15 protein-coding genes are annotated in these 14,487 nt (G+C 35.4%); 3 read left to right on the forward strand and 12 right to left on the reverse strand.

Annotated elements, in window-relative coordinates; translation table 11 throughout:
• Positions 1–75: 75 nt before the first annotated feature.
• The 9 genes from atpG to porW form a co-directional block, all read right to left on the reverse strand.
• The gene (gene atpG, locus GGR32_RS07985) at positions 76–936 is read right to left on the reverse strand and encodes an ATP synthase F1 subunit gamma (protein ID WP_183477678.1); all 861 of its coding nucleotides are present in this window, start codon (positions 934–936) and stop codon (positions 76–78) included.
• A 69-nt stretch (positions 937–1,005) separates the two neighbouring features.
• Positions 1,006–2,586 carry a F0F1 ATP synthase subunit alpha gene (gene atpA, locus GGR32_RS07990; protein ID WP_183477679.1) on the reverse strand — a complete coding sequence of 527 codons (1,581 nt, stop codon included), beginning with the start codon at positions 2,584–2,586 and terminating at the stop codon, positions 1,006–1,008.
• Between the two features lie 39 nt (positions 2,587–2,625).
• Positions 2,626–3,180: an ATP synthase F1 subunit delta gene (atpH, locus tag GGR32_RS07995; protein WP_183477680.1), complete on the reverse strand. Its 555-nt coding sequence runs from the start codon at positions 3,178–3,180 to the stop codon at positions 2,626–2,628.
• A gap of 10 nt (positions 3,181–3,190) precedes the next feature.
• A complete protein-coding gene (locus GGR32_RS08000; protein WP_183477681.1) occupies positions 3,191–3,685 on the reverse strand; it encodes a F0F1 ATP synthase subunit B in 495 nt (164 codons plus the stop codon).
• Positions 3,686–3,770: 85 nt separating this feature from the next.
• Positions 3,771–3,992: an ATP synthase F0 subunit C gene (gene atpE / locus GGR32_RS08005; protein WP_183477682.1), complete on the reverse strand. Its 222-nt coding sequence runs from the start codon at positions 3,990–3,992 to the stop codon at positions 3,771–3,773.
• 26 nt (positions 3,993–4,018) lie between these two features.
• Positions 4,019–5,104 carry a F0F1 ATP synthase subunit A gene (gene atpB, locus GGR32_RS08010; RefSeq protein ID WP_183477683.1) on the reverse strand — a complete coding sequence of 362 codons (1,086 nt, stop codon included), beginning with the start codon at positions 5,102–5,104 and terminating at the stop codon, positions 4,019–4,021.
• Between the two features lie 131 nt (positions 5,105–5,235).
• Complete coding sequence (locus tag GGR32_RS08015) at positions 5,236–5,628, reverse strand: hypothetical protein (protein WP_183477684.1); 393 nt, start codon at positions 5,626–5,628, stop codon at positions 5,236–5,238.
• A 4-nt stretch (positions 5,629–5,632) separates the two neighbouring features.
• A complete protein-coding gene (locus GGR32_RS08020) occupies positions 5,633–5,839 on the reverse strand; it encodes an AtpZ/AtpI family protein (RefSeq protein WP_221403708.1) in 207 nt (68 codons plus the stop codon).
• The gene (porW, locus tag GGR32_RS08025) at positions 5,839–8,433 is read right to left on the reverse strand and encodes a type IX secretion system periplasmic lipoprotein PorW/SprE (RefSeq protein WP_246415184.1); all 2,595 of its coding nucleotides are present in this window, start codon (positions 8,431–8,433) and stop codon (positions 5,839–5,841) included. The genes GGR32_RS08020 and porW overlap by 1 nt, the downstream gene beginning before the upstream one ends.
• Before the next feature lie 243 nt (positions 8,434–8,676).
• Here porW and GGR32_RS08030 point away from each other — a divergent pair, with 243 nt between their 5' ends.
• Positions 8,677–9,729 (forward strand): 2Fe-2S iron-sulfur cluster-binding protein, encoded by a 1,053-nt coding sequence (locus GGR32_RS08030; protein ID WP_183477685.1) that lies wholly within the window; start codon positions 8,677–8,679, stop codon positions 9,727–9,729.
• 68 nt (positions 9,730–9,797) lie between these two features.
• Here GGR32_RS08030 and GGR32_RS08035 read toward each other — a convergent pair whose 3' ends face one another.
• The gene (locus GGR32_RS08035; RefSeq protein ID WP_183477686.1) at positions 9,798–9,995 is read right to left on the reverse strand and encodes a hypothetical protein; all 198 of its coding nucleotides are present in this window, start codon (positions 9,993–9,995) and stop codon (positions 9,798–9,800) included.
• 6 nt (positions 9,996–10,001) lie between these two features.
• Entirely contained in the window at positions 10,002–10,580 is a 579-nt protein-coding gene (locus tag GGR32_RS08040) for a MarC family protein (RefSeq protein WP_183477687.1), read from the reverse strand.
• A 158-nt stretch (positions 10,581–10,738) separates the two neighbouring features.
• On the opposite strand from GGR32_RS08040, the gene GGR32_RS08045 reads away from it, so the two are divergent.
• Together GGR32_RS08045 and dgt are read left to right on the forward strand one after the other, a co-directional pair.
• Positions 10,739–11,308 (forward strand): DUF3109 family protein, encoded by a 570-nt coding sequence (locus tag GGR32_RS08045; RefSeq protein ID WP_183477688.1) that lies wholly within the window; start codon positions 10,739–10,741, stop codon positions 11,306–11,308.
• Between the two features lie 18 nt (positions 11,309–11,326).
• Positions 11,327–12,670, forward strand: a complete 1,344-nt coding sequence (dgt, locus tag GGR32_RS08050; RefSeq protein ID WP_183477689.1) for a dGTP triphosphohydrolase — start codon at positions 11,327–11,329, stop codon at positions 12,668–12,670.
• A gap of 1 nt (position 12,671) precedes the next feature.
• Here the strand turns inward: dgt and GGR32_RS08055 are convergent, their stop codons facing one another.
• Positions 12,672–14,453 carry a 1-deoxy-D-xylulose-5-phosphate synthase gene (locus tag GGR32_RS08055; RefSeq protein WP_183477690.1) on the reverse strand — a complete coding sequence of 594 codons (1,782 nt, stop codon included), beginning with the start codon at positions 14,451–14,453 and terminating at the stop codon, positions 12,672–12,674.
• Between the last annotated feature and the right edge of the window lie 34 nt (positions 14,454–14,487).

Here is a 14,487-nt window from a genome sequence, read left to right on the forward strand (position 1 = left end):
ATATAAAAGTACATAACAAAAAAAAGCCTTACAAGATGTAAGGCTTTTAAATATTTATTTTCTAGTGTTTTTAGACTAGTTGTTTAAAGCTTCTGCTCCACCAACAATTTCTAGAATTTCGTTAGTAATAGCGGCTTGTCTTGCTTTGTTGTATTCTAGTTTTAACGAGTCGCGTAATTCGGTTGCATTATCGGTTGCTTTGTGCATAGCCGTCATACGAGCTCCATGTTCAGAAGCAAAAGAATCTCTAAGTGCTTTATAGAATTGCATTTTAAGCGATTTAGGGATAAGTTCTTCTATGATTTCATTTTTTGAAGGTTCAAAAATGTAATCTAAACTTACGTTATCGTCTTTTTCTATAGGTACAATTGGTAAAAACTGTTCTGTTTTTGCAATTTGGGTGGCAGCGTTTTTAAAGCTATTGTAAACCAATACCACACGGTCGTATTTTCCAGCAACAAAAGCCTGCATAATATCTTCGGCAATTACAGCACTGTTTTGATAGTCTAGGTTATCGAAAATCTCTACATTGTGTTGTGCTACGTTGAAATCTTTTTTCAGAATATCATTAGCCTTTTTACCTAAGGTATATAAGCTTACGTTTTTATCTGAAAATTTTTCAGAAATTACTTTTTTGGTAGCCTTGATAATATTCGCATTAAAAGCACCTGCTAAACCTCGATTAGAAGAAATAGGTACAATAAGTACGTTTTCTACTTCACGTTGTTCTGCATATTTACTTTCGTTTCCTTCCTCTAGTGTAGCACTTAGGTTTTGTAATAGCTCGCTAAGTTTTTCAGAGTAGGGACGCATAGCAGTAATGGCATCTTGTGCTTTGCTTAACTTTGCGGCAGAAACCATTTTCATTGCACTAGTAATCTGCATGGTGGAAGATACCGAGGTAATTCTGCTACGTAAATCTTTTAAGTTTGCCATTTTTATAAATATGAGTTATGATAAACATAAAGAGTAAATTATAATTTACTCTTTATGCTGTAAGAACACTTATTTAGTGTATTTTGCTGAAATTTCTTTTGCAACATTTGTTAATACTTCTAAAGTTTCATCGGTTAATTTACCGGCCTTTAATGTATCTAAAACATCACGGTGTTTAGCATCTAAGAGTGCTAAGTAATCTTTTTCGAATTCCTTAATCTTATTTACAGGAACATCACGTAATAAGTTTTTAGATCCTGCGTATACAATTGCAATTTGATTTTCTACTGGGTAAGGGTCGTTTTGGTCTTGCTTTAAGATTTCAACGTTACGTTTACCTTTTTCAATAGTGCTTAAGGTTGCAGAGTCTAAGTCTGAACCAAATTTTGCGAAAGCTTCTAGTTCACGGAATTGTGCTTGGTCTAATTTTAATGTACCTGCTACTTTCTTCATCGATTTAATCTGAGCAGAACCTCCTACACGAGATACAGAGATACCTACATCAATTGCAGGACGTACACCAGAGTTAAATAAATCTGAGGTTAAGAAAATCTGTCCGTCGGTAATCGAAATTACGTTGGTAGGAATATAAGCCGAAACGTCTCCTGCTTGTGTTTCGATAATAGGAAGTGCGGTTAATGAACCTCCTCCTTTTACTTTATCTTTTAACGATTCTGGTAAATCGTTCATGTTTTTTGCAATAGAATCATCGTTGATAACTTTTGCAGCTCTCTCTAATAATCTTGAGTGAAGGAAGAATACATCTCCTGGGTATGCTTCACGACCTGGAGGACGACGTAATAATAAAGAAACCTCACGATAAGCAACTGCTTGCTTAGATAAATCATCATAAATAATTAATGCTGGTCTACCAGTATCTCTAAAATATTCTCCAATTGCAGCTCCTGCCATTGGTGCATATACCTGCATTGGTGCTGGGTCTGATGCGTTTGCTGCAACAATAGTAGTGTAAGCTAAAGCGCCTTTATCTTCTAAAGTTTTAGCGATACCAGCTACGGTAGATGCTTTCTGACCAATAGCTACATAGATACAGTATACAGGTTCTCCTCTGTCGTAAAACTCTTTTTGGTTAAGAATAGTATCGATACAAACGGTTGTTTTACCTGTTTGACGGTCACCAATAACTAATTCTCTTTGCCCTCTTCCTACAGGAACTAATGCATCGATAGATTTGATACCAGTTTGCATAGGTTCTGCTACAGGCTCACGGTAAATTACTCCAGGAGCTTTACGCTCTATAGGCATTGGGATGGTTTCACCACTAATGGCTCCTTTCCCGTCTATAGGGTTTCCTAGTGTATCTACTACACGACCAACAATCCCTTCACCAACATTGATAGAGGCAATTTGTTGTGTGCGTTTTACAGTGTCTCCTTCTTTGATTTCTTTTGAAGCACCAAGTAGTACAACCCCAACACTATCTTCTTCGAGGTTAAGTACCATTCCTTTTAGTCCGTTCTCGAACTCTACAAGTTCGCCATATTCTGCGTTTGATAATCCGTAAACGTTGGCAATACCATCACCAACTGTTAGTACGGTTCCTATTTCATCTAATGAAGCTTGGGCTTCAAAACCTGATAGTTGTTGTTTTAATATTGCTGATACTTCAGCTGGGTTTACTTCGGCCATAATTAATTATTATAAAATGGTGTGCTTACCGTTTGTTTTTTAATTTGATACTACAGTATTACTGTTATTAAATTGTTGTTTTAATGCGTTTAGCTTTCCGGCTATGCTGGCGTCGTATTGTATATCACCGATTTTTAATATAAAACCTCCAATAATGTCTTTGTTTATTTTTTCGGATAGTTTTATTTCGCTTTTTGTGAGTTCAGCTAATTTTTGCATCACTTTCTCGCGCATTTCGGTGCTTAGTGTTTCTGCTGTAATTACTTGAACGTCGGTAATGTTGTTTAGTTTGTTAGCTAATTTTTGGTATTGATTGGCTACTAAATCTAAACTGTTTATACGGCCATTTGCTATTAAAACATTAAATAGCTCTTTTGTTATTTGATGTGTGTTACTAAAAACCTGTTGTAAAACTTCTTTTTTTTGTTGAGGTTTTATTACTGGATTTTTTAATGCAAGCTTTAAATCTTTACTACTGTGTAGGGTTTGCTTAATTAAAGAGATGTCTGTACTAATTTCTTTTAGACAGTTTTTCTCTTGTGCTAACTCTAGTAAAGCTTTGGCGTAACGTTGTGCTGCTCTTGTACTTGCCATAAAAGGGTTGTTAGTTAAGTTTTACATCTTCTAGCATGTTGTTAACCAATTTCATTTGGTCTTCTTTGCTAGCTAATTCTTTCATTACTACTTTTTGTGCTATTTCTAGCGATAGTGTTGCAACTTCATTTTTCACTTCTGCAAGTGCTGCCTTTTTTTCTGCTTCAATGCTTTGTTGTGCATTGGTTAGAATTTTATTGGCTTTTTCTTGAGCGTCTTCTGTTGCTTCGGCAATCATTTTATCTTTAATGCTACGAGCTTCTTTTAGCATGTTGTCGCGTTCTGCTCTTGCTTCAGCTAATAGTTTTTCATTGCTTGCTTTAAGGTTTTCCATTTCTAAGCGTGCTTTTTCTGCTGCGTCTAGAGCTCCGTTAATAGAGTCTTCGCGTTTTTTTACAGCGCTTAGGATGGGTTTCCAAGCAAATTTAGCCATTAAGAAGATTAATACAAGAAGGACTATTGTTTGCCAAAAAATTAATCCGAATTCTGGGGTTATTAAGTTCATAGTAAACGATTATATACTAGTTTTTTTAGACATCATTTAAAAAGTTACCTGTAACCAACCGTTACAGGTAAACTTTTGTTGAATTTTACTTTAATACACCTAATAAAGCGGCAACTACACCAAAAAGTGCAACACCTTCTATAAGTGCGGCAGCGATAATCATAGCTGTTTGAATTTTACCAGCTGCTTCAGGTTGACGTGCGATTGCTTCCATAGCAGAAGAACCAATTTTACCAACACCGATAGCTGCACCGATAACTGCAATTCCAGCTCCAAAAGCTGCTAAACCTACGTGTAATAATTCCATAGTAATTAAATTAAAAAATTAAAAAATTAATGATGTTCATGTTCCGCAACCGCCATCCCTATAAATAAGGCAGACAGCATTGTAAAAATAAACGCTTGTAAGAATGCTACTAGCAATTCTAATATGGTAATAAAAAGTGCAAAGGGTACAGATATTCCTGCAACGCCAGCGCTTTCTAATATAAATATCAATCCTAATAAACTTAATATAATAATGTGTCCTGCGGTAATGTTTGCAAATAAACGTATCATTAATGCGATTGGTTTAATAAACATTCCTATTAGCTCGATTGGTGCTAATATTAACCTTACAGGTGTAGGTACGCCAGGCATCCATAGGATGTGTTTCCAGTAATCTTTGTTTCCGTTTATTAGTATTATTATAAAGGTAAACAGACCTAATGCTACGGTTACCGATATATTTCCGGTTACGTTTGCTGCTCCTGGTAGTAACCCTAGTAAGTTTGTGATCCAGATGAAAAAGAATACGGTAAGTAAGAAAGGCATGAATTTAGCGTATTTCTTTTTGCCAATTTGTGGGATGGCAATCTCATCTCTTACAAATAATACTAGCGATTCTAATACGTTATTAAGTCCTGCTGGAGCTCTGTCGTTTTTTTTGTGAAAACGTGCAAGTTTAAAGAAAAACAGTAGCATAACGATTACGGTTAATAACATCGCAGCTACGTTTTTTGTTATCGAGAAATCTAGAGGTTTGCTTGCGTTGATAGGGTAGTGTGCCTCGTTAAACTTTACCGCAGTTTCGCCTTCGTTTAATTGATAGATATCTTCGTGGAAATTTACAAAACGCATTCCGTTTTTTTCTACAATGTGTTTGCCTTCTATGTCGTGATGAAATTCGCTGGACATAAAAGTTACAAGACCACTGTCGGTATATAAAATAACGGGAAGTGGTAGTGTTACAGAATTGTCTCCTGATCCCATAAAGTGCCATCCGTGTGCATCTCCGATGTGATGCATTATCATATCGGTAGGATTAAACTCTTTTTCGGCTTCCGAGATTGTTTTTTCTCCATTAGAAAATCCTAAAAAAGGGAAAAGTACCAGGGTGATAGCTAAACAGATGAAACTCTTGGATGTAATGGCTCTCATATATACCTAATTCAACTTAATAATTAAGGGCTCTAAATTTGGGTGCAAAGATATGTTTTTAAATTTTATTTTAAAGGGGGTTGAGTGTTTTTTTTATTTGTAACTTAATAAACTTAATAGTTTGTTGATTTTTAGCTGTTTTTGGACTGGTTGTTTACAAGTTTAAAAGCGTAAATAGCCTCTAGTGAAAGAAATAAAAAGTACGGAATGAAGAAAAGAAGTATGTCTGTAATTTTATTTTCTTTTTCGCTTAGTAGCAAAGGAAGTAAAAACAAGATGCAAGCAAACATTTTTAAAGTGCTACACCCCATAAATGTAAAGCCTACTTTGTCTGGAAAATGTAAATTGATGTAGTGTAGTGCAATGTATGTGATTAGTGTTAAAATAAAATGAAAACTATAAATGCTAATAGTATTATAATAACTTTCTATATTTAAAATACTTAAAATACCATATTGTAACAAGCTAAGCACTATACTGATAATAAAAAGTGGGATGAGTTTAGAAACTAAGGTTGGTTTCATTTTTTTATTTGTTAAGATTTTTGATTGTTTTAAAAACACTGTATAATGCAATAAAAACACCTAGCAACGAACCTATAATGGTGAGGAAGGGCGAGGTGTCAAGGTGTTCATCTGCCCAAATGCCTCCCCAAACTCCTGCAATAATACAAACCGCCATTTGAAACCCCATATTTATAAAAATTAAATACTCGTTTTGAGGTCTGTTTTTCATTATAGCTTATTAAGGAATTCTAGGTAATCGTCTAAGTTCTTTTTTGTGAGTAATGTTTTGTAATTGTTGGCGGCAATAGGGAAAGAAGGCTGTGTTATAGCTTCCCATTTTTGTTTTTTGTTAGGTTTGCTAAGTTGTTCTGCAAGCCCTTGTGCCCCTAAGCTACTTTGTAAACCGTGTATAACAACGAAAACCTTGGTAGGAGAAAAATTATCTATCGAGGTTTTAAAGCCGTTTGCGTAGCCTAATTCTTTAAGTGCTGTATTTATATTTTCTTGTAAGGCTGTAGCTTCTTCTAGTTTATTTTTATCAAAATTATAAATCAGTTTATAGTTATTGTAGTCTTTTTGAGGTGTGATATAAGTTTGTTTTTCCAGCTCAGGAATAAGTGTTTTTACAAGGTGTTCTGCATGTTTTCCTTCTTCGCTTTGGGGGTAATTTAGGGCAACGTAGTTTAGGCCTTTTTTAAAACTTTCTAAGCCTAAAAATCTTCCGGAACAAATGGCTTTAAGAAGCTCGAATTTAGGGATAATGTCTGTTCCTGTAAACCTGTCGATATACATGTTGCAATCATCAAGTACTGCTTGATATTGTTGTGCTTCAAACTTCCTGTAAACCATGGTGTAAATGGCTTCTGGGCTGTCTTTGTCTCCTTCAAATGCTTTTGGGTTTTTTAGTATTTTGGCATAGCGGGTTTCAGGATGATTGTCAATGATATTTTGCTTCCAGTAGTTAGCTTTTGTGGTGTTTCCTGTAGCTTCGTAAATTTTATAAAGGTTGTATTTTGAAGGTAGAATAAGGCGTTCTTCTGGCGAGTTTTTAAGTAATTTTTCAAGTTTATCGCTAGCTAATCCGTATTCTTTAAACTTTTCTTTATAGATTATTCCTAGTTGGTAGTAGGCAAAGTTTCTTTCGGTGCTTAAGCTATCTATTAGGCTTTGTTCTGTTGGAAGTTGATCTATAAAATTTTGCGGATTGTATTGCGGGTCGTTTTCGATTTGTGTAATTAAAGCTTTTTCGCTTAAATCTTCTGTGTTATTTTTCTTTCGTTCTTTTTTAGGGTCAAATCGCCAGTTGTCTTCTGGGGCTATGTTTCCCCATGTTTTATTAAATGTTCTTATTCCGTTTGCTACTTGCATGGTGTTGTAGAAGTAGTAGTTGTTTCCTGCATTAGGACCTCCTGCTATACTTTGTTGCTTTCCAAAAAAGTTTCCGCTGGTGTTTTGTGGTTGTTTGAAACTGTTTTTTGCAGCTGTTATGGCGGCAGATTTCAGGCTGTCGGCATAGTTTTTAAAATAAGCCTCTTTTTCTGCAGCTGGCATATTTACAAGTTGTAAAATGCTATCGTTTTTAACGGCGATAGTTTCGTATAAAATTACATCATCTAGGTTTTCGCGCTTCTTTTTAATCGCTCTGTACTCTCGGGAGTTTTGAAATAAATAAGTTAATGTGCTGTCGTAATAAGCTCCTGCGGTTTTATATTGGGCATCGTCAAAATAGATGTTTCCTAAATTAAGGTAATCTCGAGAGACTAAAAACGTGTCTATAGATTCTTCGCGTAAGGATTTGTTATAAAACACAATAGCTTGGTTTATGGAGTCGTTTCGGTGGTAGAAATTTGCTATTTGGTAGTAAATACGGTCTAAAAAAGGGCGATTTTCTCTGTTGTCGGCAAGTTCGGTTAATAATGCGAGTTGGGCTTGCTTATCTCCATTTAGGCTATCTATGGTTTTTATTTTTTCGAGGTGTGCATTAATAAGATAGGTGCGAGGTATTTTTCTGTTTAAAGCGATAATTTTATCGAAAGTTTTATGCGCACTATCTATGCGTCCTAAACGTTCTTGGATTTGTGCTTTTATAAATAAATAGCGTCCTAATTCATCTTTAGATTTGGTGTAAGCAATAGCGGTATCTAATGGAAATATAGCGCTATCTTGCTGTTCTAGGTTTAGGTATGCTTGAGCCATTGCAGCAGCTGCATCGGCATAGTCTTGTTTTTCTAATTCCGCATCTTCGTGATACAGGAGGGTTTTTAAATTTTTCAGTGCTAATTCATTATACCCTAGGCGCATATTTGTTTTTTCTCTCCATACCATGGCAGAAAAAAGTTTGTTGCTGTTGTTGTGTTTTCGTAAAACATAATTAAAAGCCTCTAATGCGGGTATAAAACGTTGTTCGAAGTAACGCGATTTTCCTAAGAGAATAAACGCCTCATCCATCTGTGGGTTATGCTCTTGCCCGTCGATAAGCATGTTGTGTTTTTGGATGGCTTTAGCGGCTTTTTCCTCGGCTCGTTGAAATTTACTTCCTTCTCCTTCGCTTGCTTCGGTATTATCATCTCCAAGATTTCCCATCGAGATGTTTTCAGAAATCTTCATTCGTTCTATAGGCAGAATGTCCCAATAATGATCTTTATAATCTTGTTGTAGTTCTAGTTTGCCTTCCTCAAGGGCAAGGTTTCCATTATAAAGAATATTATAATAGGAACCCATGGCATGAAAATTACGGTTAAGGAATTTATCTTTTTTACGAGAGCAGCTAGCTATTGCTAAGATGCTAAGTAATGCTATAATTGCTTTGGCAGAAGTATTCAAGATGCTTAAGATTCTAGTTTTTTATTAGTTTACCATAACAACTCGTTAAATATGAATTTAGTATGGTAGTTGTAAAAATACGTTTCTTTTATTAAAAACAGATAATTTTATTCTGAATTGCAAAGATATTACATTTTATATGGATGTAAAATGTACAACTAGATTAAAAGCTTTAAAAATTTAAACCTAAACGGGGTTTAAGCGCATACAACTTTGTATTTTTGTTGAAAAATTAAGTAAAGCGTGAAAAATTTTCATTCATTAAAAATAAAAGAAGTTGTTAGAGAAACTTCAGATGCCGTTAGTTTAGTATTAGATATTCCTACAGAATTAAAAACAGTATTTAATTTTGATGCAGGGCAATATATAACCATAAAAGCACAGCATGAGGGAGAGGAAATACGCCGTTCCTATTCGTTGTGTTCTTCCCCCAATAGCGGTGTTTTTCAAATTGCTATAAAACAGATAGAAAACGGTGTGTTTTCTACCTTTGCGAACACTAACCTAAAAGCAGGAGATGTGTTGGAGGTGTTTCCTCCAGAGGGCAAGTTTATCGTTGAGTCTTCAGCGAGTAATTCGCCCAAAAATTATGCAGCTTTTGCAGCAGGGAGTGGTATTACCCCTGTGATGTCTATACTTAAAAGTGTTCTGGAAACAGATAAAGAAAGTAAATTTGTTTTAGTTTACGGAAATAAATCGCCAGCAGAAACCATTTTCTTAAACGAGTTAAATGCGCTAAAAGAAACATATAAAGATAGGTTTTTTATCGTGCATACCTATAGCCAGGCTAGAGCAGAAGATGCTTTGTTTGGGCGCATAGAAAAAAGTACGGTGAACTATATGCTTAAAAATAAGTTTAAAGAGCTTGTGTTTGATGCATTTTACCTTTGTGGACCAGAGCAGATGATAGAAAGTGTAAGGGCAACCTTGAAAGAAAATGGTGTAGCAGAGGATAAAGTGAACTTTGAACTTTTTAACTCTACAGAAGAAGGAAGTGTAGAAGCCAACCTAGAAGGAAAAACACAAATTACCGTAATTGTAGATGAGGAAGAGTTTAATTTTACAATGGATAAAAAAGAGAATATCCTAGATGCTGTTTTAGATAAAGATATAGACGCGCCGTACTCTTGCCAAGGAGGAATTTGTAGTAGCTGTATTGCTAAACTTACCGAGGGTAAAGCTGAAATGGCAAAAAATCAAATCTTAACCGATAGTGAAATTGCCGAAGGACTTATATTAACATGTCAAGCTCATCCAATTACACCAACTATAAAGGTAGATTATGATGATGTGTAGAAGAAACGTTACACAAACAAAAAAGCCTCGGTAAAATAAACCGAGGCTTTTTGTTAAATCGATGGTGCTTAACCGTCTACTTTCTTTTTTATAGCTTTAGACATCAATAAAATTATCATGAGCACAATAACGCAAAGACAAGCTAAAATTCCAACAAGCGCAACGCTGCTTTCTTTACCGAAAATATTAGTAAAATCAAGCATAGTAGCATTAAAAATAAGCAAGCCTATCGCTGTAACAATTAGAAAGTAAATAAAATATTTCATAGCATTTTAGAATAAATCTCGAATATTGGTGGTAAATAGTTTAACCGAAATAGCTAACAAAATTACACCAAAAATCTTTTCTATAATAGCAATTCCGTTATTTCCTAATATTTTTTGTAGCTTATCGGAGGTTTTAAGTACAACAAAAACAATAATAATATTAATAACAATAGCCATAATAATGTTGTGTACGTCGTATTCTGCTCGTAGAGAAAGTAAAGTGGTTAAACTTCCTGGTCCAGCAACAATAGGAAAAGCTATAGGAAAAACAGTGGCAGAATTTAAATTGCTCTCACTTTGTTTAAAAAGCGTAATACCTAATACCATTTCTAAAGCAAGAAAAAACAATACCATTGCTCCTGCAACAGCAAACTCTTTTACATTAACCCCAATAACAGATAAAATACGCTCACCTAAAAATAAAAATAAAATAAGTACAATTGCCGATATAAGTGAAGCCCAAGCACTGTTTATTTTGCCTGATTTTTTGCGTAGTGAAATAATTACAGGGATACTTCCAATAATATCAATTACAGCAAATAAGACCATAGTTGCAGTGAAAATTTGTTTGAAATCGAAGGTCATAATTGTAGGTTTTAAAAGTAGTTGGAAAATGGCGGCAAAAGTATTTTAAATATATTCAAAATGATAGATTCAGTGTTAATTTTTTTCTAAAATTACAAAAGTTGATATTTGCATGCAAATCTATATTAAGAGCCAAAAAATAAAATTACTTTTGCGTTATGTTTCAGTTAGGAAAAACCATCGTTTCGGAAGATATTCTAGAAAAAGAATTTGCTTGTAACCTTTCTGCCTGTAAAGGTGCTTGTTGCGTAGAAGGAGAAGCAGGAGCTCCCGTAGAACCTGCAGAAGTTGAAAAACTAGAGCAATTATACTCCGAAATAAAACCTTTTTTAAGAAAAGAGGGAATAGCCGCAATAGAAGCGCAAGGCACATATATTAAAACCGATTTTGGCGACTTAGAAACGCCCTTGGTTAATGGGGCAGAATGTGCTTATGTTACTTTTGATGATAAAAATACCGCCCTTTGCGGAATAGAAGCCGCATATCGAGCAGGAAAAATAGATTGGAAAAAACCTATTTCTTGTGAGTTATACCCAATCCGTTTGCAAGAATATTCAAGGTTTACCGCTGTTAATTACCACCGCTGGCCTATTTGTAGCGATGCTTGTGCGTTAGGAAAAGAGCTGCAAGTACCTGTGTACAAATTTGTAAAAGAAGCACTGATTAAAAAATTTGGAGAAGCTTGGTACGCAGAGCTAGAAGAAGCGGCTCAAGACTTAAATTATTAAAACCTTTAGTTATTATATATGAATTGGCATCAGTTATTATCTTTAAAACGTTATGGTGATACCCAAAAAAGGTTGCGAATAGAACAAGATGAAACCCGATTGGGTTTTGAGGTAGATTATGACCGGATTATCTTCTCCTCTTTTTTTAGAAGTTTACAAGATAAAACACAAGTTATCCCGCTTTCTAAAACCGATTTTGTACATACACGGCTAACACATAGTTTAGAAGTTTCTGTTGTGGGGCGGTCGCTAGGAAGAAGCGTAGGTAAAAAAATATTACAAAAACACCCAGCTTTAGAAAAAACCTACGCGTATAAGTTTAACGATTTTGGGGCAATTGTTGCCGCCGCCGCTTTAGCACACGATATCGGTAACCCGCCTTTTGGGCATAGTGGAGAAAAAGCCATAGGAGAATACTTTTCTGTAGGAAAAGGAAAACGCTTTCAAGATGTTTTAACTCCAGAGCAATATCACGATTTAACCCATTTTGAAGGTAATGCTAATGGCTTTAAATTGCTAACAGAAACACGCAACGGTGCTAAAGATGGTTTACGCTTATCGTTTGCCACCTTAGGGGCGTTTACAAAATACCCCAAAGCTTCATTGCCGCATAAACCAACAAAACATATTGCAGATAAAAAATATGGTTTTTTTCAATCAGAGCAAGCTGTTTTTGAAAATATAGCAGCAGACTTAGGTTTAACCAAGCAAACAGGAGAAGGAGTGCGCTACCACAGGCATCCGTTAGCTTATTTGGTAGAATCGGCCGATGATATCTGTTATACAATTATTGATTTTGAGGATGGGATAAACTTAGGTTGGATAGATGAAGACTTAGCCTTGGAGTATCTTATAAACCTTGTACGCGATAATATTATTACCAAAAATTATAGTAAACTAGGTACCAAAAATGCTCGTTTAGCTTATTTGCGGTCTTTAGCAATAAATACACTTATTGCAGAAACCGTAGAGGTGTTTCTAACTTATGAAGAGGATATTTTAAAAGGAGAATTTCAACATTCGTTATTAGATAAATCTAAATATAAGGCTCAAATAGATGATATTTTAGCCGTTAGCAGAAACAAAATTTACCAAAGTAACGAGGTTGTAGAAAAAGAAATAGCAGGTTATAAAATAATAAATACGTTGTTGGATGCTTTTACTACAGCGATAGAAAATCAACGGAACAATCAGGCTACAAATTACGATAAAATGCTATTAAAAAGTTACCTTGATAATGTTTCTTATAAAGAAGGAGACACCTATGCTTGGTTAATTTCTTTATGCAGCAATATCGCTTTACTTACCGATGGAAATGCTTTGCGAACTTATAAAAAGATAACAGGAAACTATAGTTACTAGGTTACAACTTGTTTAAAAGTTTATTGAGTTTTAACTTGATTTTGTTCGCTGAAATCTCCAAACTTTCGTAAAGTTCATCTGTTTTTCCTTGTTCGATAAATGTATCGGGAATGCCTAGATGTATAAATTTAACAGTAAAATTGTTCTGTTGAGCAAACACAAGTATAGCCTCGCCAGCACCACCAGAAAGCACACCATCTTCTAAAGTGATTATGGTTTTATGTTGACTGAATATTTTTTTCAGAAGCGTTTTATCAAGTGGTTTTACAAAACCTAAATTGTAAAGTGCAATTTCGGCAGGATTATTACAGTTGTCAATTGCTTCTAGAGCTTGGTTGCACATGGTTCCTACACTAATAATAGCGATGCTTTTACCATGTTTTATGATGTTGCCCCGCCCGATATCGAGTTTTTGAAAAGGTTTCTTCCAATCGGTAATTTTTCCTCTTCCTCGCGGATACCGAATGGCAATAGGTTGTTTTAGACCTAAAGAGGCAGTATATAATAGGTTTCTAAGTGCGAGTTCATTGGCAGGAGCAGCAATAATAAGGTTAGGGATGCAGCGCAAGTAGGCAATATCAAACACGCCGTGATGTGTAGCTCCATCTTCGCCAACCAAACCAGCTCTATCTATACAAAAAATAACAGGTAATTTTTGTAGCGCAACATCATGGATAATTTGGTCGTAAGCACGTTGAAGAAATGTAGAGTAAATGGCGCAAAAAACTATTTTATTCTGTGTGGCGAGTCCTGCAGCTAATGTTACAGCATGTTGTTCTGCAATACCAACATCAAAGGCTCTTTCCGGAAATTCGTCCATCATAAATTTTAAAGAACTTCCTGTGGGCATAGCAGGGGTAATACCGATAATATTTTTGTTTTTTTTGGCAAGTTCTACCAAACTCAATCCGAATACATCTTGAAATTTAGGCGGTAAGTTATGCTCGTTTTTTAAAACAAGTTCTCCTGTATGTTTATCAAACTTTCCTGGAGCGTGATAAACAACTTGGTTTTCTTCGGCTTGCTTTAATCCTTTTCCTTTTTTGGTAACCACATGAATAAACTTAGGCCCTTTGATGGTTGATAGGTTTTTGAAAGTTTCAAACAAGGCTGTAAAATCATGTCCGTCAACAGGGCCTACATAATGAAAGTTTAAAGCTTCTATAATATTGCTTTGCCGTGGTTTTTTACCTATTTCGGCTTTTACCAGGTATTCTTTTAAGGCTCCAACGCTAGGATCTATACCTATGGCATTATCGTTTAAAATCACCCATAAATTGGTGTTGGTAACGCCCGCATGGTTAAGTCCTTCAAAAGCCATTCCGCTAGCAATAGAAGCATCACCAATAATGGCAATATGATTTTTAGAAGGTTTTTTATCTAGCTGAGATGCAATAGCCATGCCTAATGCTGCCGAAATAGAGGTAGAGCTGTGGCCTACACCAAAGGTGTCAAAAACACTTTCGTTGCGTTTTGGGAAACCACTTATACCATTAAACTGCCTGTTGGTATGGAAAACGGTTTTTCTTCCTGTAAGAATTTTATGCACATAAGCTTGATGCCCTACGTCCCATACCAGTAAATCTTCTGGGGTGTTAAAAAAATAATGCAGCGCAATACTGAGTTCGACTACGCCGAGGCTGGCACCTAAGTGCCCTTCTTTTGTAGCTACAATATCAATAATAAAGCGCCTTATTTCTGCTGCCAATTGCGGGAGCTGAGCTTTAGAAAGCTGGCGTAGATCTTCTGGTGTGTTAATATGCGATAAAAGTGATGTTTGCATGGGGCAAAGGTAAACTTTGAAATTGTATTTTTGT

The sequence above is a fragment of the Mesonia hippocampi genome, from assembly GCF_014197445.1.
Taxonomy (GTDB): Bacteria; Bacteroidota; Bacteroidia; order Flavobacteriales; family Flavobacteriaceae; genus Mesonia; species Mesonia hippocampi.